Genomic DNA, 18,559 nt, shown 5'->3' with positions numbered 1-18,559 from the left:
GAATAATGAGTCAGTTTTTAATTTTTGGATTATTTATTGTATCAGCTATTTTAGCTTATTTTGTAGCCAGTAGGTTAGCAATGTTTGGGGATGGATTAAGTGAAAAGAATAAAACCTCCTCATCATTTATGGGAATTCTAATTGGAGCAGCCATTTCCCTACCTGAATTAACAGCAAGTGTCACAGCGATTTCAATAGACAGTCCTGATTTAGCAATCGGGAATTTGTTAGGGAGTAATCTATTTAATTTATTAGCGTTAGCCATATTAGATATCATTTATCGCAAAACACAAATAATGGGCAAAGCGGATATAGGTAGTAAACTCTATAGTTACCTTGTGATCCTTATGACATTAATTGTAGTAGCAGGGTTAATGATTGATGTACCAGCTCAGATTTACCATATTGGTCTTTTCTCCATAATCCTTGTACTCGTGTATATAATAGGGGTGCGTTGGGTTAATAGGAAAACAGAAGAAAAAGTAAAACGAAGAAGTCGAAAAAATGAGAAGTATGCTGATTATACGTATAAGCAAGTTGTAATACGCTTCACATTGTGTGCAGTAGCAATCATGATTGTTGGGTCCGTATTAACGATAACGGCTGACAAGATCGCTTCTATTACAGGTTTAGGCTCTTCTTTCGTCGGGTCCTTTTTAGTTGGCGCAAGCACTTCCTTGCCTGATGCTGTAAGTGTAATCACAGCCTTAAAATTGAGGAACTATAGTATGGGGGTTACTTCGTTGCTTGGCAGTAACGCATTTAATATTATGTTGCTGTCATTTACGGATGCAATCTACTTCAAAAATAACCTTTTAGCACATGCGAGCCCTTCGAATATTGTGACAAGTGTTTCGTCCATTATCGTTGTCTTTGTTATTTTGTATAGCATTACACGAAAGAAAGAGCGCTCAACTCTACTCTATATCACACCACCTTTGTTAATTGTGTGTTTATATGTTGTTGCAACTCTAGCTGTATATCAGATGAAATAGCAAAAGGTCTACTCATGACGAGTAGACCTTTTTTTATGGAGTAAATGGTAATTTTCTTCCCACGTCCTGATAATGTTCTACCACAACGGTTACATCAATATTGAAGTTCGCCTTCGTAAAAAACTGGTTCCATTCGTCTTTAACCTTGTACCATTCTTTTGTATAGTTTATACGAAAAGGTTCCATTAGTTCAAAATAGTCAACTTTGTGCTCTTTCTGTGCTTTCTCTATAGAGTTGACGACCATTGAGCGTATGGTTTCTTCAATTGCTTTTTCTAGTTTCTCTACATATTCTTGATTAAATTGGTTTGATTCATAGCTCCAATCTTCGCCAAGTTTCCCTTGGAAGGATAAGTGAATGTCATAGGTCAATTCATCATTTTCATAAAATGGTTTTACCTTACTGGTCATTTTTTTTATTTCAAAAGTGAAAGGGTGTTCTTGATCTTCTTTCAAACCAAATACCTCAATCACTCCTCCTTGAGATCGTTCTTGAATCCAATTAAACGTTCTTGTTTCATCTTTTGTAAGAACGCCAACCGCCTTCTTTGAATCGGCATTCACAATAATTCCGCCGTCTATATAAACTGCGTTTTCTTTGAGTGAAGCGAATGGTATAACAAAACTTTTTTGATGTGAGAAGTATTTAGACATATCGCCAAGTGAAATAGTAGGAGCCATTTCAGCAGTCTTTGTTGCGTAATTATGAGTGATCTTGTCTAAGTATATAGAAGGGACTTTATCTTCTTCTGGAGTAATCGTGAACAAACCCTTGGCCTTTTCGTCTGAAATGAATACTTGAACACTCCTTCTAATTTCATGGTCTCTGTTAAAGAAATAGGTTAACTTTAAAAGGTCTGTGCTTTCGGCAAGTTCCTTACTTATAACAATAGTCTTCAAATGGTAATAGTAAGGGGGGCGGCTTACAAACTTAGATTGATCTCGAATGGTTTGCAGGACGGATGGCGCCGTAACTGTCTCGTTAACATAGGGTTTATTACCTGAGGTCCCGCTTTTTACTTGTGAAGATATGGACTGTGGCAAGACGTATTGATTTGTCACAGTAAGCATATGGGACTGTGTAGAATCTTCAGGTTGATCAATAGCAACGCCGGTAATAATGCCAAGCTCCTCAATCTCGCGGTGATCCCAGCAACCAGTGAGTACAAATGCAGCGAGAATTAAAATACAAATGGTCCTCATTGCTTCTGCCTCCTCAGTATAGAGACTAGTAAAAGGATAAGTGGAATACCGACTCCAATTGCTAACATGCTATAACCAATCCAAACTCCCATCGTAAACATTTCGTTTATATTCTTTGGAGTCATGGCTAGGATATAAATAATCGGAATGATGGAGAACACGGCTGTCTCTTTTTTTACGTTAAAGACAGTCTTAATCCCGAGAGCAGCCAAATATAAGACAATGGCTAACGTTGTGAAAATAGACAAAATCCAAAGTGGGATAAAGAACGTTTCGAACCGCTCAAAAAAGAAGTTCCGTATTTCGATTGACTTGGCAAGTTCCATTAGTGGATAAACAAGAGTCATGGTTTCTCCAACGCCCATAATGCCTCCGACCATAATAACGATAATGGCATATAACACGGTTGGAATAGCTATTCCATATACAGCTGCTTTCTTCGCACGCTCAGGTTTTCTCATAAAAGCTTGAATAAATAAAATGATTTCCATCCCGACAAAGGATAAGACTGTAGCACTCATCCCTTTCATAATAGGCGGAAACCCTTCAAAAAATGGGCGGATGTGATTCATTTCAAATTGGTTGGCACTTAAAATCATAATTAATAAAGTGAAGAAAATAATAGCCGGAAAATATAGCTCAAATAATCGGAAAATAGCTGAATATCCACCTAGGACTAAGTAGACAGCTGTTCCTATAAAGATCAACATAGTAAAGGATACTGGGGTACGGTCTAGAATGAACATTTGAATAAGTTCAGCCATAGCCCTAGTCTCAAACGCAGCAAATGTAACATAGTAAATGGATGTAATGAGCGTTATAAATCCCCCGATCCACGACCCCACAATGATGCGATTATATTGATAATAAGACATTCCTGGATACCGGTTATTTAATACAATCATTAAGAGCATAACTCCGGCTGCTATGATTCCTGTTAGAAGAACGCTTACCCATCCGGAGGCCACACCTGCAGCTGTGAATACTTCCCGGGGGAGAGTAATCATACCAACCCCTAGAACAGTAAGGCTAATGCCAATGGTAACTTGATTTTGAGTGAGCTCACTTGTATTCAAAGCTGATTTCATTTGTAGTCCTCCCTTAGTTTTTTGAGCTCATTCGTTTTTTATCCTGTGGATGAAGCATATCCGGTCTTGATTTAAGGCTTTTTGTTTGCGTGCGTATAAACATATCTTTCCACCCTTTAGGGCTGTATGGTACAAGTGGTTCTAGATAATAGACGCCAAAACTTTTTAAGCGGATTAGATGGATGGATAACAAGATAAGAGCAATTACAATCCCATACAACCCTAGAAGAGCAGCAGATATCATAATTGGGAATCGTAAAATGCGTAAAGAAACCCCTACATAATACTGAGGTAAAGCAAAGGAAGAGATGGCTGTTAGGGCTACTACAATAACCATCATTGGACTGACGAGGCCTGCTGAGACAGCGGACTCTCCAATAACGAGACCTCCAACAATTCCAACGGCTTGACCTACGGGATTAGGCAAACGAATTCCTGCTTCTCTTAGTATTTCAATAGTGACTTCCATTAAGAGTGCTTCAACAATTGATGGAAAGGGTACGCCCTCTCGACTTCCTGCTAAGGAAATAACCAGGTCAGTAGGGATGAGACCTTGGTGGTATGAGATCAAAGCTACATATATAGATGGTAGACATAGCGCAATTAAGGCAGCTGCGACTCGTAATATACGAATGAGGGAGGAGTAGACCCAACGCTCATAGTAGTCTTCAGCACTTTGGTAAAAAGAATTAATGGTAAGTGGTGCAATCAACACAAAGGGTGTATGATCCACTATAATAGCAACTCTCCCCTCTGCTAGAGATCCTGCAACAGTGTCGGGCCTTTCTGTTACTTGAACCTGAGGAAAGGGAGATAGTGAATTTTCTTCAATTAATTGTTCAATAACACCAGACTCTTGCACGCTATCGATGTCGATTTTATTTAGTCTGTTTTTTACTTCCTGGACGATCTTTGGGTTCGTTAATCCATTTATAGACATGACGACAACATCTGTCTTAGAACGCTCTCCAACTTTAAAGTAGTCTAGCTGTAAATCAGGATCTTTTAAACGCTTTCGGACTAGACCTATGTTTAAGAGGAGGGTTTCTACAAAACCATCTCTTGGTCCGCGAACAACAGATTCTGATGAAGGTGCTTGTATGCTACGTTGGGGCATCTTTCTTGAATTTAAAATAATCCCATCTTTATATTTGTCAGAAAGGATGAGAGTGTTTCCTTGTAATAAGTGTGAACTACACTGGTGCAGAGTGTCGACAATCGAAGATTCACTAATCGTCAATACCTCTTGCCGCATAGTTTCAGGACTCATGTCGGATAGATACGTGGTTTCACTCAAACTTCTGATGGCTCTAAGTTGTTCATGTACAACAGCCGTATCTGTTAATTCCTCAATGAATAAAAAAGCTCCGTCATACGCATATGGATCGGATGTGAATCTTACAATTTTGAGGTCGAAACTGTTCCCAAGCAGAGCTTTTAGAGTTTGAATGTCATTCTGTAACTCCCCAGTAAGTCTTTCATGGTGAAGGGGAGAGGTCTCAAAGGGTTCGGATGTATATTCTGATTTCTTTTGTACATGTTGAAAGAGTAATCGATTAAGAAACTTTTTCATAGAAGACTCCTTTTACTCTTTTTGTAGCCAAATGACAAATTGCCTGATCCCAAATGGAACGGCCCAGGCGAATAAAGCTCCTATTAAAACGGGGATACTTGGTAAATGATCAACAATGATTTTCATCTTTATCACCTTTTGTTTATTATGAGATATTTTGGTGATAGATTATGCATTCATTTATAAAATCAGCGTTTAAAAAGGAGAGAAACAGATGGATATTGTTATGGATTCCGCGAAGGTAATTGGAAGGATCGTTACCATCTTGCCTTTAATGCTTGCTATTGGGCTATTTATGGGGAAACGGTCTATTGGAGAACTCCCTGTTATTGATTTTCTAACTGTACTTGTACTTGGTTCTGTTGTAGGGGCAGATATTGCTGACCCAAACATTCATCATATACATACGGTGGTTGCTATAATTGTCATCGCAATACTTCAAAAAGCGATCGTCCTGTTAAAGCTAAAGAAGCAAACGATTGGGAAATGGTTGACGTTTGAGCCAACGATTGTGATCTATAACGGTGAATGGAAACGCTCAAATTTGAAGCGTATTCAATATTCAGTTGATAATGTATTACAAATGCTCAGGGAACAAGGTATTTTTCATACCACGGATGTTGAAATGGCGGTAGTGGAAGCTAATGGACGCTTGTCAGTAAAACGAAAGCCTTATGTTGAACCTGTGGTACGTGCAGATTTACATATTCACAAACCAGGAAATAACTATGAGATTCCCATCATTTTAGATGGGATCATTCAAAAGGATGTATTGAGGAGAATGGGGAAGGAAGAAAGCTGGGTAAGAGAACAGATGAATCATCAAGATATCCCTGATGAACGTCGAGTTTTCTATGGCGCACTTACCTCAACAGGAGTCTGTACGTTTTCCTTAAAAGAAGCAACGATAGATGATCTTCCTCCGATTGAACATTAACGTTTGAAACTTAAAAAAGGTGAACCCCACATGGGTTCACCTTTTTTCACAAGAATAGCACAATAAATAGTTGTAAATAGATTTGTACCATAAAATAAAATGCAATGGCATATTTGTAATTGAATAGCAGACCATTCTTAATAATACTCAATCGATTGACGGAACTTAATATAATCGACGGCAGAATAAGTGGCGAGAGCATAATGGATATGACACTTCCGGATGTTATTCCAAGCACCACAATTTCCGGAGGATACGGTAAGTCGACTCCTTGTAAAATTCCTGATACAAGAACAATAACAGTTAGAGGACCGAGTCCAATAAATCCAAGGGTAATGACTACAAACGGCAGTACCCATAAGAAGTTAAGGAAAGGTACGGCATCTGTTAGATAAAAGATCCCATCGACAATGTATTTCCCATACCCAGATTGATTAACAGAGTTAATGAGAAATCCTGCTGCGAGAAGAATGGAGAACTGCTGACCTTTATTAGGAATATCCTTACGTATATATGTCTTCGCATTTGTGATGATAGCAGACAGTTTAGTGCGAATAAGGAAATACAGAAGGACCCAAAATACGATCACAATAGGGATAATAAGCAGTAGTTCCGCAGACCATAACGCATTTAAAAGGAAAATCGTCCCGAAAAGAGATATAAATAATAATGCAAATTCATAGACATCTCGATTCCCTTTTGTTTCATCTTTCTTCTCTTCTGCTATCTTCCTCAATTCTTCTTGAATTCCCTCTGTTAGGTCTACGCCATAATGGCGTTCTTGGTAATAAGAGAAGAGAACAGATAACATAATGCCCGCAAGCGAAATGACAAACCCTTGTAATATAGATAAGGATAAGGACGCTCCTAGAGCATCAACAGCAAAGATGAAGCTCGGAATGCTAACTACCCACATTGTTGTAAGGGAGAAAGCTCGTAACATGGCAGTCCCTTTATAATTTTCCCAAGCCTCTCCTTTTTGGTTGCTTAGAAAGTCATTCACCATACCGTACACCATTGGGATAGACCCAAATAGAAGGAAATAAGAAATGATTTGAGTGATGACCATCATCCCGAAGTAAAATTTCCGACTCGTGTTAAGGAGATTCTGGGCGAAGTTAATGACCGATTCAATATAAGGCTTTTCTTCTAAAACCCAACTAATCAGAGGTACAATGAGCAATAGTGCGATAAGGCCACTCATGACACCAAACCCTGATACAATCCCGTCTATGAGAGAGGTCCCAGCTGTAAAGTGAATGATTAGTGCGATAACAATTAGGAGTAGTGAAATTGATGCCTGCTTAACAGGCAAGAAGAAATATCCTAACAAAAATGCGACCAGTCCAAATATAGATAACAAGGTCGAAGCAGAATCGTTTCCTGCAAAATAAACAAAAAAGTGCATAATAGCATATAAGCTAATAAAGAGTGTATAGCCTCTTTTAGCAAAACGTATCATTATGAAAGCTCCAATCTGACTCTGAAGTTCTAGCTTTCATATCGTAACACAAGGTACACAAATTATCCCCTGAAGTGCATTGTAAAGGCTTTCGTGCAATTTAGTACGTTAAAGAGAAGCAGCGTGCCAGACACCCTGCAATCCTTTAGTGCATTAAACGGTGCCTGGCACGCTGTGATTCTGTAAAGGGATAAAGGGTTTACATGTATAGATTGGCGAGGAAGATACCTAGTGCTTCTTGGTAGATTTCATCAAATTGGGCAAGGGGCAGGGGGCTGATACCTTTTCCTAGTTCGATTGTATAGCCTGGTCTTTGGTATTCTTGGATATACCAGTCTCGATAACCTGCGAAACTGTCTACTTCTCGAATTGGGCGATAGCCACTGACACGTGCAAACTCGTTTACGATAACCTCTGCTTCAGGAGGCTCCAAGTTTTCAAATCCCCAAAAGATCACCTCGCCTTGTGTGTGGAAGGTGAGGATTCGAGCAAAGTCTCTCGCGTAAGTTAATTCTGCCATCGCAATCGATTCTGGTTCTGATAGAGGGAAAGGTCCTGGATAGTTAAAGGGAGCGGGTTGTTGTTCTTTTCGTTCTGCTTCAATCTCCCATTTTGCAGGGTAGTTGTTATTTAAATCTACACCTTTAATATTGGCCTTCCAGGACGAAAAGTCTGTACTTCCCTCATTAATATCTAATACGTTAGTTCGGTAAGGCTCCTCATCAGGTAATCCTTCAATCACTAAATCCACCCCATCAGGATCAACCATTGGAACGGTAGACAATAGAACGAGGTCATAAAATGGAAGCATGCTAATTCCTCTAATTTGACCTTGATTTGTTAAAGCTACTAAGAATTCATTAAGGAACCTCATAATAATAGGTGTTGTAATCCATTCGTTCGCATGAAAAGATCCATTCATATGAAGGCGTTTAGAACCCCTTCCGATTCTAAGTTCCGGTAGTGTTTTCCCCATAACAGAATTTCCAATTGATTCATTTATAATAAAAGGATAAATGGCAACAAGCTGTCTTATATCATCCATCATCAACTCATAGGTGTAATTCTCCTTTCCGTTTACAACTCGCCATGTAACTCGAACGGGTACCTGAATAAGTTGCCCGATTTGTAGTGTGTTTGGGTTGATATTTGGATTTGTTACTAAGATTGCATCAACAGGGATACCTCGTTGCTTTGCGATTGACCATAACGAATCACCTGCAGTGACACGTACATTAGTGGTGACAAATCCGGGGATTTGAACAGACTGACCTATAAAAAGCTGATTGGGGTTACTGTCCCGGTTAGAATCCACGATCAGCTGAAACGGAAGACCAAACAATTGACTGTAATACCAAAGTGAATCACCTTGACGTACAGTTACATTCATTCTGAAAACCTCCTTAGGCGAGCATCTTTATAGTATATGAAGGTCTAGATGCTGTAAGAAGCCACATTTATTTGGAAGGATTATGGAAATTGGTGTTGAAGTAGAAAAGTGAGGAGGGATATGATGAATACATCTTTAACCGAATCCTGCAGAGATGTCTTTGTAGAGTTTAAGGAACAAGCTGAAAGCATGAATCTTGATTACATGAAGCGGATCCTTTCAGAGAAGTTGCAGGCATGGGAAGTTCGAGAAACAGAGGTTGAGACGTTTGGGTACGCTGGAGCAGTTGAAGGCTGGAGTCAAGCGTTTGAACACTTTAGAGGTCAAGATATGGAGTGGGTGTACACAGAAGAGAGCGTTATACCAACCGCAGAAGATAAGTTTGTTGCCGTATATTGGATTTCTCTTATTATTGAAGGAAAAAGAACGACAACTGCCCACTTGTATTGCACAACTTTTGAGAAAGAGGAAGAAGAATGGAAGATTGTGCGTGAGTACATAGAAGCAGATCAGCCCAATCCATTGCTTGAAAAAGAATAGCATAGAGTCAAGCTCAAAGACGTAGGATTAGAGGAAAAGTGGGTGAACGTTATGAAACTTTCCTTCTTATATTCTACTAAAGGATTCGTCATGTTAATGGCATTATTCATACTGAGTGGATGCATATTTGGGCACAACACGGTACAATCAATCCCGCTCCATATGGCTTTGGTAAGTCTTCTTTATTTTGTCATTCCTCCCATGATCCTTTATAGCATGTCTTCATTTGTCCCAAGAAACATGGCATATACCTCCCCAATCTCGTTATCCCTTTTCTCCATCATTCTCACTCTTCAACACGCTGCGCCTTTCATTGGAGTAGACATTCTATCATTCTCTTGGATTACGTGGATTCTTTTAGTACTATCTGTTGATGCTTGTCGCCCTTTCTTTATTCATCCGTCCACTACAACGCCTCTCTATGCAAAATGGAGTTTCTTAGCGATAACCCCAGCATGTTTACTTCTGATTGCGGGAGCATGGTTTGGAGTGGAGACATCTTTAACGACTGCCTACTGTTTACCAGAAGGGACCCCTCTTAACTCTCTTGACTCAGTCTTGATCCATCCAAGGGCAGATCTCATTGGCTCAGCCATATTTATGATGGGAACTCATAAAGGAGCACTATATATTACGAATAGAATCGGAAATTAAGTGATTACAATCAGATCACGCCCAAACAAGAGCGCCAAGCCATGATGCTTGGCGCATTTTTTGTTTTTTAAACGAGTACTTTTCATACAGTTTACATAGACCATGCTCTAAACAAAGCGGGGGATGGATGGTCCTGCAAGAGAAGGCTCTAGAAGACCATGGACTCATTTTAATTAATTAAAATTTTCAGACAAATATGTTGACAGTTATCTATTTTAACTGTATGTTTGTTGTAAATAGTATTACAGAAGTTTTTGTAAACGATAAAAATTCGTCATATAATCAAATGTAAAATTTGATTTTTTATTAAAGGTAAATTGTAAGCGCTTTATTTGTTTCGTCTTCCATTTATGCAATGGGTGGTTAAGAGGTTTTGAGGAACAAATGGAGGAAGTTTTTTAGCTAGCGTAATGAAAAAGGAGGATCTTGAATGACAACGATGACAGCTTTTGAACGCCTATCTGATGAAGAAAAGCATAATCACTTTATGCAAAGGATTGAAGCGGGCGAGAAGATTGAAGCAGAAGACTGGATGCCTGAAGAATATCGAATGACGTTAATTAAATTAATTTCGATGCATGGCATTAGTGAAATTATGGGAGCGTTACCGGAGAAAGAGTGGGTACCTAAAGCTCCTACTTTAAGAAGGAAACTTGGAATTATGGCAAAGGTACAAGACGAAATGGGGCACGGACAGCTTCTTTTGCGTGTAGCCGAAGACTTGATGAAACCCTATGGGAGAAATCGTGAAGACATTATGCAGGACCTCTTCACAGGTCGTCTTAAATTTCATAACGTCTTCCATATGCCAGCTCCAACCTGGGGAGATGCAGGGTTAATCGGTTGGCTAGTAGATGGTGCAGCGATTATTACTCAAACCAATATGTTGAAAGCCTCATACGGACCATATGCGAGGGCTTTACAACGTATTTGTGCAGAAGAAGTCTTTCATGCTCAACACGGAGAAGCCATTATTATGGCACTAGCTGAAGGAACGGATGAACAAAAAGCGCTCGTTCAAGATTCCTTAAACCGCTGGTGGGAGTCATTACTCATGTTCTTCGGGCCGGCAGCAGCTGATACGACAGGCTCCTCTAAGCAAGACACTACGATTAAATACAAGATTCGTACGAAAACAAATGAACAGTTAAGACAAGACTTTTTTACAAAATATATCCCGAGGGTTCTATCACTTGGGCTAGAGTTGCCAGATCCGACTATGCGATACGACGAAGAAAAAGGGCTTTGGATTTACAAGCAGCCAGATTGGAATGAGTTTAAAGAAATCGTCCGAAACAATGGACCTAAATCGAAAGAACGCCTCCGCTTACGTCAACTTTCTTATGAGAATAACGCATGGGTACGAGAGGCGTTAAGCCCATCAAACGAAGCTATTTAAGAAGGAGGAAGAGTAGTGGGGGATAAAGGAAGAGAATTTTATCAGGAATTTGAAGTGTTCAGTAAACGTACTTTTAAATCACCGTTTCAACATCAATTTAGTTTACTCGCACCGAACCATGAGCTAGCAGTAGTAATGGCGCAAGAAAACTTTATGCGCAGGGAACCAGTAGTGGATATTTGGGTTGTGAAGCGATCTGATATTCGTATGTTTAATCAAGAAGAACGTGAAGCCTTGCAGCGTTTGGATAACAAGGAATATCGAAACACCAAAGGGTATGGTTACTTAAAGAAAAAATGGCGTGATAAAGAGCAAGGGATGTTAGATGAAAAAGAGATATTGTCATGGGGAGGGGACGACAAGTGATGAAGACACCGGAGGACGTAAGAGCACAAGGACATGAAAAGGCTTTGAAAGAGCTTTTGCTCCAGTTGGCTGATGATGATTTTATCGTGGCTTACAGAGGATCAGAATGGCTTGGTCTGGCCCCTCATATTGAAGAAGATGTTGCTTTTTCTTCTATTAGTCAGGATACGATGGGGCACGCAACGATGTATTATCAACTTCTAGAAGACCTAGGTCTAGGTGTTGCGAACGATCTTGCTCACGCTAGAAAGCCTGAGGAACGAAGAAATGCCATTTTACTTGAAGAGGTGAATGGTCCAGGACACTACTTGGAAGAACCTCGATATGACTGGGCATTTGCTGTGGTACGTCACTACTTTTACACACAAGCTAAAAAGATTCGAATTGATTCATTGCAAGCGTCATCCTACGAACCGCTTTCCCATGTTGCAATTAAAGTCAACACGGAACTTTATTACCATTTGATGCACTGGAAAACGTGGTTTAAACAGCTCATGACGATTCCTGGAGAGGCCAGGGAGCGAATGCTTAGTGCAGTTTCACGCTCAATGGAAGATGCCGGTGGAATTCTTGCACTGGGACCTCACGAGAAAAAGATGACGGAAGCAGGGTTAATTGAAGGAGAAGAGTTTCTAAAAAAACGTTGGCTACATGAGGTTGAAGCCATGTGTGATGATTGTGGAGTCCAAGTAACATTAGAACCAATGATGAAACGAGGAAATGGGCGAGCGTTAGAACATACTGAAGATCTAACGGATGCGATCAAAACGCTTAGTGCAGTTTACCGACAAGACCCTGCAGCAATCTGGTAAAACGCATCATTAGGAGGGGGAAGTCTATGACACTTGTGTTGAATTCCGTAGAAGAGGCGTTAGAAAATGTGAAAGATCCAGAGATCGATTCTGTCAGTATAATCGATTTGGGAATGGTGGAGCACGTGGAGGTAGAAGAAGGCGAGGCGTATGTAGCTTTATTACCAACCTTTATGGGATGTCCTGCCCTTGAGATTATCGAGAAAAACGTCAAGAATGAGCTTCTCACAATCGAAGGGGTGCAATCGGTAAAGGTGAAGTTCATTTACAGCCCTCCTTGGACATCTGATCGAATTACAGCTCAAGGTAGAGAGCGTTTGAAAGATTTCGGTATTGCTCCTCCTCCTACAAAAATGGAATCGACAGGGGAATGGCATGTAGATTGTCCATATTGTGGCTCAACTTATACAACTATGGATAATATCTTTGGTCCAACAGCTTGTAGAAGCATATTGTACTGCAAATCCTGTAAAAATCCATTTGAAGCGATGAAGCCAGTCTCAACGATGTAAGGCTAACTCGAGATTCTAGTATTCTTTGAAACCAATCTATTAAAACTTAAAGGAGATGGAACAAATGGTGAAAATGATCGCGTTGTACAAACACCCGGAAGACAAGGAAGCGTTCGATGAGCATTACTGGAATACACATAGCCCGATTACGGCCAAAATCCCTGGACTTCGTGATATGAAAGTGACGAAAATCGTCGGAAGTCCAATGGGTGGGGAAGGTAAGTATTATCTTATGTGTGAAATGTACTACGATAGCCATGAGGCTTTAAAGACAGCGATGAAGACAGATGAAGCAAAAGCTTCTGGTAAAGATGTTATGGGATTTGCGGGAGAGCTTGTCACGATGATGATTGGTGAGGAAGTTGATGCATAATCTGCAATTCGTTGAAGCGACGGTGGTGGATGGGGTAGGACTTATTGAATTAAACCGCCCTGAAGTTCTGAACGCGATCAATCGTCCAATGGTAACCGAATTGGTGGAACTAATGACTGCTTTCGATCGAGATCCAGAGGTCGGTGTGATGGTTATTACAGGAAAGGGAAGGGCTTTCGCAGCTGGTGCTGACATTCATGAAATGGCCGGGGATTCTCCTATAGACCTTGAACTACTTGATCAGTTTGCTGATTGGGATCGTATTCTATCTATTAAGAAACCGATTATAGGTGCTGTAAATGGGTTTGCCCTTGGAGGCGGTTTTGAATTAGCGCTTGCATGTGATCTTTTATTTACGACTGAAACGGCTCAATTTGGTTTCCCGGAAGTGAACCTTGGCGTTATGCCAGGTGCAGGTGGGACACAGCAATTAACGAAAATTATGGGGAAACGAAAGGCTCTTGAATGGCTTCTAACAGGAGAGAAGATGTCTGCTCATGAAGCATTCCATTTTGGAGTTGTCAATCGTCTGATCGCACCAGAACTCCTCCTAGAAGAAACGATGAAGTATGCGAAAAAGGTTGCCAAACAGCCTCCATTAGCAGTCAGGCTCATTAAAGAAGCAGTCGATAAAGCTGTAGACTACCCTCTTGATGAAGGGATGAAGTTCGAAAGGAAAAACTTCTACTTGTTATTCTCATCAGAAGACCAAAAAGAGGGCATGAGTGCTTTTATGGAAAAACGAAGCCCACAATTTAAAGGGAAGTAGAGGTGGCAATATGAGCGATACCATTTTGTATGAAGTGTTAAATGGCGTAGCAACAATCACCTTGAATCGACCAGATAAACTAAATGCGTTTACTCATAAGCTGAATCATGATGTTCGTAAAGCGGTGAAAGAGGCTTCAACAGACGAAGGTGTTCGAGCCATTGTCATTACGGGAGCCGGTCGTGCCTTCTGTTCTGGGCAAGATCTAAGCGGGGTGGATGAATCCATAGACCATGGTGAAGTCCTCAGGAACAGCTACGGCCCAATGGTCAAAGAGATTGATCGTTGTGAGAAGCCAATTATCGCGGCTGTAAATGGTGTAGCCGCTGGAGCTGGATTCAGTCTAGCAATAGCATGTGATTTCCGCTTGGCTTCTGAGAAAGCAAGTTTTCTAGAAGCATTCATTCATGTAGGGCTTATACCTGATGCAGCGAACCTATACAACCTGCCTAAAATTGTAGGTCATGCGAAAGCGCTAGAGCTTGCGATATTAGGTGAAAAAATCTCAGCTGACGAGGCTAAAGAGCTCAACCTTGTAACTAAGGTTATTCCTGCAGCAGAGTGGGATCAACAAGTAAGGGCGTTTGCTGAACGACTTGCCTCTATGCCTACAAAAGCAATTGGTCTTATCAAACGGAATATGAAAGCCGGCTGGCAGATGGATCTCCATGACTATCTTGAGAAAGAAGCTTATGGACAACGAATTGCTGGATTAACAAAAGACCATCAGGAAGGTGTTCAAGCATTTTTGAATAAGAGAAAGCCTGAATTTCAAGGACAATAATAAGAAGGAGTGGATGGAATGGCAACTGCACAAGAAACGAAAATGGAACAAATGGCAATGAAGCGTGATCACTACTCAATGATTATTAACGGAGCGCGGGTTGAAGCAACTTCAGGGGAAACATTTACTACATACAACCCAGCTACAGGCGAACCACTTGCAACAGTAGCAAAAGCCACACCAGAAGATGCGGAGCGCGCAGTTGAAGCAGCTCGAAATGCTTTTGATTATGGAAAGTGGAAGAAGTTCCCGGTTGGTAAGCGTTCTCGCACTTTGAACAAAATTGCAGGCATCATGCGTTCACGATTTAACGAACTTGTTGAGCTTGAAGTTTTAAACAGTGGGAAAACTCTTGCCGCTGCTCAAGGTCAGGTTATGCAAGCTATCGAAGACTTTGAATTTTATGCAGGTGCGATTGTAGGTCATAAAGGAGAAGTGAATCCTGTACCAGGTCAATTCCATAATTACACAGAGAAAGAGCCGGTAGGTGTCTGTGCTCAGATTATTCCGTGGAACTATCCAATGATGATGGCTGCGTGGAAAATCGCTCCAGCTATTGCAGCAGGATGTAGTGTTATTGTGAAACCTGCCTCTCTTACCCCTCTAACAGCACTGGTGATGGCTGAGATCTGTACAGAAGCAGGAGTACCAGAAGGCGTTGTTAACGTCGTTCCTGGTTCCGGATCGGAGATAGGAAATTATCTTGTTGAACATAAAGGTGTCGATAAAGTCGCTTTCACAGGTTCAACACCAATCGGAAAGAACATTATGGGTAAAGCGTCTGAAACGCTAAAACGTGTCACACTAGAACTTGGTGGGAAGTCACCTAACATTGTCTTTAACGATGCAGACCTAGATGCTGCTGTTGACGGATCTTTATTTGGAATTTTCTATAACACAGGTCAATCATGTGAAGCCCGTTCTCGTATGTACGTACATGAAGATGTATACGACGAGTTTATGGAAAAATTCGTCGCTAAAACAAAGCGCCTTGCACTAGGTGATCCGATGGATAAAGGGACGCATATTGGTTCGATCATTAACCGTGAACAGGTGGAAATAATCGATGGATATGTTCAGTCAGCTAAAGAAGATGGAGCGACGATCCTAGCTGGTGGTCAGGAAGCGAAAGTAGACGGATTTGAAAATGGCCACTGGTATGAGCCAACCGTAATTGCTGATGTTACCCACGATATGAAAGTGGTTCAAGAAGAAATCTTCGGACCTGTTGTTGTCGTAATGAAATTTAGCGATGAAAAAGAAGTTCTTAAATTAGCAAATGACAGCGAATATGGATTAGGTTCTGCCATCTGGACAAAGGATCATGGCAAAGCAACACGCGTTGCGAATGGCATTAAAGCTGGTATTGTAATGGTGAATTGCCCATTCTCAGCCTTCCCAGGAACCCCGTTTGGCGGCTATAAGCAGTCAGGATTTGGCCGAGAATTGAGCACCGAGACGCTTGATCTTTATACGGAAACGAAGAGCATTCTTTCCTACTACGGCAACCGTCCTTTAAATCCACTCGGTGTAGAATAAGGCTAAAGAATGCGAGCGCTAAAAACAAGCGCCTCGCATTCTTTTCTTTTCATCAAAAATGTAAGTACAAACCAATAAGAGGAGGTTTACATAATGGTTAAATCAATAGTCGTTGTCGGATCAGGTGTAATGGGGCGTGGAATTGCGTATGTGAGCGCTTGTGGAGGTTTTGAAACAACACTCGTTGATATACAAGAGGAACAATTAACAGCTGCAAAGTCCGAGTTAGATTCCATATTTGATAAAGGGGTAAAGCGAGGTAAATTGTCGGTAGAAGCATGTAACGAAGCTCAAGCGCATCTTCATTTTTCTACATCTCTAAAAGAAGCAGCTTCGGGGGCGGACCTTTTAATCGAAGCTGTGCCTGAGAAAGCAGATATTAAAAAGAGTGTTTTTGAAATGGCAGAAGCGTATTCTCCTAAAAGTTGTTATTTCGCTACGAATACAAGCACGATGAGTCCGACTGAAATTGCCTCATTTACAAAGAGGCCATCACAAGTTATTGCAATGCATTTCTTTAATCCTGTTCATAAAATGCCTCTTGTTGAAATCGTGAGAGGATTAGAAACCTCTGATGAAACAGCAGAAGTGATTCAAAATGTTGCTCATCAGATGGGGAAAGAGACGGTTGTAGTCAACGAGTTCCCTGGGTTCGTAACAAGTCGGATAAGCGCGCTCGTTGGAAACGAAGCATTTTATATGTTGCAAGAAGGGGTTGGGAGCCCTGAGGAAATCGACAAAGCCATTAAACTGGGGCTAAATTATCCTATGGGTCCTTTTGAACTTGGAGACTTAGTGGGTCTTGATGCTCGCTTGAATAACCTAAAGTATTTACATGAGAAATTAGGTGAGAAATATCGCCCGGCTCCTCTCCTTGAACAATATGTCAGTGCTGGACGTCTCGGTCGAAAAACTGGACGCGGAGTGTATGACTACTCAAAGGATGGTGAGCTTGTATGAAAGAAGTTGTCATTGTAGATGCCGTTCGTACTCCGATTGGACGGTATAAAGGAGCTTTGAAGGATATTCGTCCTGATGACCTTGGAGCCTTAGTCATAAAAGCTCTTCTTGAACGAAATCCTGATCTTAACGCTCTCGAAGTGGAGGAGGTCGTATTTGGTAATGCAAATGGGGCGGGAGAGGAGAATCGGAATGTAGCAAGAATGTCTGCTTTATTAGCTGGAATGCCTGTAGAAGTAGGAGGCACAACTCTAAATCGTTTGTGTGGGTCTGGTCTTGATGCTGTGAATTATGCTGCAAGGGCAATTATGGTCGGTGAAGGAGACATTTTTATAGCTGGTGGAACTGAAAGTATGACTCGAGCCCCTTATGTGATGGGTAAACCTGAAACGTCATACTCCCGTGGGAATCGTGAAATGTTTGATACAACAATAGGTTGGCGTTTTGTTAATGACCGCTTGGCTGAAGCATACGGGACAGACAGCATGCCAGAGACCGCTGAAAACGTTGCTAAAGAATTTGGTATAACACGTGAGGCTCAGGATGAGTTTGCTTTCCATAGTCAACAAAAAGCGAAAATTGCTATGGATTCAGGAAGGTTTAGCGAAGAAATCGTTCCTGTGACGTACTTCGATCGAAAAGGGAACGAAATTGTTATCGAAACAGATGAGCATCCTCGTCCAACGACAACACTTGAGAAGTTAAACACCCTTAAGCCGCTTTTCTCAAACGGTACGATTACTGCAGGTAATGCTTCAGGAATCAATGACGGAGCATCCGCCTTATTAATGATGAGCGCTGAAAAAGCCAATTCATTAGGACTTACCCCTCTCGTTAAATACCGCGTGTCAGCAACAGCAGGACTAGAACCGAGAATTATGGGGCTTGGCCCAATCTTTGCAACTAGAAAAGCTATGGCTCGTGCTGGAGTTACTTCATCTGATTTTGGATTAGTGGAAGTAAATGAAGCGTTTGCTTCCCAATCGCTTGAATGCATGAAGCAGCTCGAGTTATCACCTGAACGAGTAAATGTAAACGGTGGAGCAATCGCATTCGGTCATCCTCTTGGGGCAAGTGGTGCGAGGATCTTAACAACGCTTATCCATGAGATGAAAAAGCAAGATGTAGAACTTGGGCTTGCTACTATGTGTGTTGGGGTAGGTCAAGGAATTGCTACGATTGTTGAGAACATTTAAGGAGGAC

At 41.1% G+C, this 18,559-nt stretch carries 19 protein-coding genes; 14 read left to right on the top strand and 5 right to left on the bottom strand.

The genetic code is table 11. The annotated features are described in order from the left end of the window. Positions 1-5 precede the first annotated feature (5 nt). Complete coding sequence (locus IEW76_RS15195) at positions 6-995, top strand: sodium:calcium antiporter (RefSeq protein WP_188655282.1); 990 nt, start codon at positions 6-8, stop codon at positions 993-995. 33 nt (positions 996-1,028) lie between these two features. Here IEW76_RS15195 and IEW76_RS15190 read toward each other — a convergent pair whose 3' ends face one another. Genes IEW76_RS15190 through IEW76_RS15180 form a run of 3 tightly spaced genes read right to left on the bottom strand, consistent with a single transcriptional unit; the run spans position 1,029 to position 4,859 of the window. After that, the gene (locus tag IEW76_RS15190; RefSeq protein WP_188655281.1) at positions 1,029-2,198 is read right to left on the bottom strand and encodes a Ger(x)C family spore germination protein; all 1,170 of its coding nucleotides are present in this window, start codon (positions 2,196-2,198) and stop codon (positions 1,029-1,031) included. Beyond that, a complete protein-coding gene (locus IEW76_RS15185; RefSeq protein ID WP_188655280.1) occupies positions 2,195-3,286 on the bottom strand; it encodes a GerAB/ArcD/ProY family transporter in 1,092 nt (363 codons plus the stop codon). Before IEW76_RS15185 ends, IEW76_RS15190 begins: the two co-directional genes overlap by 4 nt. 13 nt (positions 3,287-3,299) lie before the next feature. Continuing rightward, positions 3,300-4,859, bottom strand: coding sequence for a spore germination protein (locus IEW76_RS15180; RefSeq protein WP_188655279.1), 1,560 nt, complete (start codon positions 4,857-4,859; stop codon positions 3,300-3,302). A 214-nt stretch (positions 4,860-5,073) separates the two neighbouring features. Between IEW76_RS15180 and IEW76_RS15175 the strand changes: the two genes are divergently transcribed. Beyond that, positions 5,074-5,796, top strand: a complete 723-nt coding sequence (locus IEW76_RS15175) for a DUF421 domain-containing protein (RefSeq protein WP_229721257.1) — start codon at positions 5,074-5,076, stop codon at positions 5,794-5,796. Positions 5,797-5,842: 46 nt separating this feature from the next. Here IEW76_RS15175 and IEW76_RS15170 read toward each other — a convergent pair whose 3' ends face one another. Then, complete coding sequence (locus tag IEW76_RS15170; RefSeq protein ID WP_188655278.1) at positions 5,843-7,258, bottom strand: hypothetical protein; 1,416 nt, start codon at positions 7,256-7,258, stop codon at positions 5,843-5,845. 199 nt (positions 7,259-7,457) lie between these two features. Further along, positions 7,458-8,648: a M14 family metallopeptidase gene (locus tag IEW76_RS15165; RefSeq protein WP_188655277.1), complete on the bottom strand. Its 1,191-nt coding sequence runs from the start codon at positions 8,646-8,648 to the stop codon at positions 7,458-7,460. A gap of 123 nt (positions 8,649-8,771) precedes the next feature. Here IEW76_RS15165 and IEW76_RS15160 point away from each other — a divergent pair, with 123 nt between their 5' ends. From IEW76_RS15160 to IEW76_RS15105, 12 genes are all read left to right on the top strand, one after another. After that, positions 8,772-9,188: a hypothetical protein gene (locus tag IEW76_RS15160; RefSeq protein ID WP_188655276.1), complete on the top strand. Its 417-nt coding sequence runs from the start codon at positions 8,772-8,774 to the stop codon at positions 9,186-9,188. Positions 9,189-9,230: 42 nt separating this feature from the next. Beyond that, positions 9,231-9,842 carry a hypothetical protein gene (locus IEW76_RS15155; RefSeq protein ID WP_188655275.1) on the top strand — a complete coding sequence of 204 codons (612 nt, stop codon included), beginning with the start codon at positions 9,231-9,233 and terminating at the stop codon, positions 9,840-9,842. 439 nt (positions 9,843-10,281) lie between these two features. Beyond that, complete coding sequence (gene paaA, locus IEW76_RS15150; protein WP_373286010.1) at positions 10,282-11,241, top strand: 1,2-phenylacetyl-CoA epoxidase subunit PaaA; 960 nt, start codon at positions 10,282-10,284, stop codon at positions 11,239-11,241. 15 nt (positions 11,242-11,256) lie between these two features. Then, entirely contained in the window at positions 11,257-11,607 is a 351-nt protein-coding gene (paaB, locus tag IEW76_RS15145) for a 1,2-phenylacetyl-CoA epoxidase subunit PaaB (RefSeq protein WP_188655273.1), read from the top strand. Continuing rightward, a complete protein-coding gene (gene paaC, locus IEW76_RS15140) occupies positions 11,607-12,419 on the top strand; it encodes a 1,2-phenylacetyl-CoA epoxidase subunit PaaC (protein WP_188655320.1) in 813 nt (270 codons plus the stop codon). Before paaB ends, paaC begins: the two co-directional genes overlap by 1 nt. A 26-nt stretch (positions 12,420-12,445) precedes the next feature. Further along, positions 12,446-12,931 (top strand): 1,2-phenylacetyl-CoA epoxidase subunit PaaD, encoded by a 486-nt coding sequence (gene paaD, locus IEW76_RS15135; RefSeq protein ID WP_188655272.1) that lies wholly within the window; start codon positions 12,446-12,448, stop codon positions 12,929-12,931. A 64-nt stretch (positions 12,932-12,995) separates the two neighbouring features. Beyond that, entirely contained in the window at positions 12,996-13,304 is a 309-nt protein-coding gene (locus tag IEW76_RS15130; protein WP_188655271.1) for an EthD family reductase, read from the top strand. Further along, the gene (locus IEW76_RS15125; RefSeq protein ID WP_188655270.1) at positions 13,297-14,073 is read left to right on the top strand and encodes an enoyl-CoA hydratase/isomerase family protein; all 777 of its coding nucleotides are present in this window, start codon (positions 13,297-13,299) and stop codon (positions 14,071-14,073) included. Before IEW76_RS15130 ends, IEW76_RS15125 begins: the two co-directional genes overlap by 8 nt. A gap of 10 nt (positions 14,074-14,083) precedes the next feature. Beyond that, a complete protein-coding gene (locus IEW76_RS15120) occupies positions 14,084-14,857 on the top strand; it encodes an enoyl-CoA hydratase-related protein (RefSeq protein WP_188655269.1) in 774 nt (257 codons plus the stop codon). An 18-nt stretch (positions 14,858-14,875) separates the two neighbouring features. Beyond that, positions 14,876-16,396, top strand: a complete 1,521-nt coding sequence (locus IEW76_RS15115; RefSeq protein ID WP_188655268.1) for an aldehyde dehydrogenase family protein — start codon at positions 14,876-14,878, stop codon at positions 16,394-16,396. Between the two features lie 93 nt (positions 16,397-16,489). Continuing rightward, on the top strand, positions 16,490-17,356 hold the full coding sequence (locus tag IEW76_RS15110; protein WP_188655267.1) for a 3-hydroxyacyl-CoA dehydrogenase: 867 nt from the start codon (positions 16,490-16,492) through the stop codon (positions 17,354-17,356). Beyond that, a complete protein-coding gene (locus IEW76_RS15105; RefSeq protein ID WP_188655266.1) occupies positions 17,353-18,552 on the top strand; it encodes a thiolase family protein in 1,200 nt (399 codons plus the stop codon). The genes IEW76_RS15110 and IEW76_RS15105 overlap by 4 nt, the downstream gene beginning before the upstream one ends. Positions 18,553-18,559 lie beyond the last annotated feature (7 nt).

The organism is Pontibacillus salipaludis (assembly GCF_014642405.1).
Lineage (GTDB): Bacteria > Bacillota > Bacilli > Bacillales > BH030062 > Pontibacillus > Pontibacillus salipaludis.
This window is presented reverse-complemented; position numbering and strand designations above follow the sequence as displayed.

Excerpts from the sequence above, each read along its gene's own strand:
- IEW76_RS15125 (WP_188655270.1), top strand. The coding sequence starts at position 13,297 with ATGCATAATCTGCAATTCGTTGAAGCGACGGTGGTGGATGGGGTAGGA.
- IEW76_RS15195 (WP_188655282.1), top strand. The coding sequence starts at position 6 with ATGAGTCAGTTTTTAATTTTTGGATTATTTATTGTATCAGCTATTTTA.
- IEW76_RS15170 (WP_188655278.1), bottom strand. The coding sequence starts at position 7,258 with ATGATACGTTTTGCTAAAAGAGGCTATACACTCTTTATTAGCTTATAT.
- IEW76_RS15165 (WP_188655277.1), bottom strand. The coding sequence starts at position 8,648 with ATGAATGTAACTGTACGTCAAGGTGATTCACTTTGGTATTACAGTCAA.
- IEW76_RS15175 (WP_229721257.1), top strand. The coding sequence starts at position 5,074 with ATGGATATTGTTATGGATTCCGCGAAGGTAATTGGAAGGATCGTTACC.
- paaD (WP_188655272.1), top strand. The coding sequence starts at position 12,446 with ATGACACTTGTGTTGAATTCCGTAGAAGAGGCGTTAGAAAATGTGAAA.
- IEW76_RS15110 (WP_188655267.1), top strand. The coding sequence starts at position 16,490 with ATGGTTAAATCAATAGTCGTTGTCGGATCAGGTGTAATGGGGCGTGGA.
- IEW76_RS15190 (WP_188655281.1), bottom strand. The coding sequence starts at position 2,198 with ATGAGGACCATTTGTATTTTAATTCTCGCTGCATTTGTACTCACTGGT.
- paaA (WP_373286010.1), top strand. The coding sequence starts at position 10,282 with ATGACAGCTTTTGAACGCCTATCTGATGAAGAAAAGCATAATCACTTT.
- IEW76_RS15185 (WP_188655280.1), bottom strand. The coding sequence starts at position 3,286 with ATGAAATCAGCTTTGAATACAAGTGAGCTCACTCAAAATCAAGTTACC.
- IEW76_RS15115 (WP_188655268.1), top strand. The coding sequence starts at position 14,876 with ATGGCAACTGCACAAGAAACGAAAATGGAACAAATGGCAATGAAGCGT.
- IEW76_RS15130 (WP_188655271.1), top strand. The coding sequence starts at position 12,996 with ATGGTGAAAATGATCGCGTTGTACAAACACCCGGAAGACAAGGAAGCG.
- paaC (WP_188655320.1), top strand. The coding sequence starts at position 11,607 with ATGAAGACACCGGAGGACGTAAGAGCACAAGGACATGAAAAGGCTTTG.
- IEW76_RS15105 (WP_188655266.1), top strand. The coding sequence starts at position 17,353 with ATGAAAGAAGTTGTCATTGTAGATGCCGTTCGTACTCCGATTGGACGG.
- IEW76_RS15120 (WP_188655269.1), top strand. The coding sequence starts at position 14,084 with ATGAGCGATACCATTTTGTATGAAGTGTTAAATGGCGTAGCAACAATC.
- IEW76_RS15180 (WP_188655279.1), bottom strand. The coding sequence starts at position 4,859 with ATGAAAAAGTTTCTTAATCGATTACTCTTTCAACATGTACAAAAGAAA.
- IEW76_RS15160 (WP_188655276.1), top strand. The coding sequence starts at position 8,772 with ATGAATACATCTTTAACCGAATCCTGCAGAGATGTCTTTGTAGAGTTT.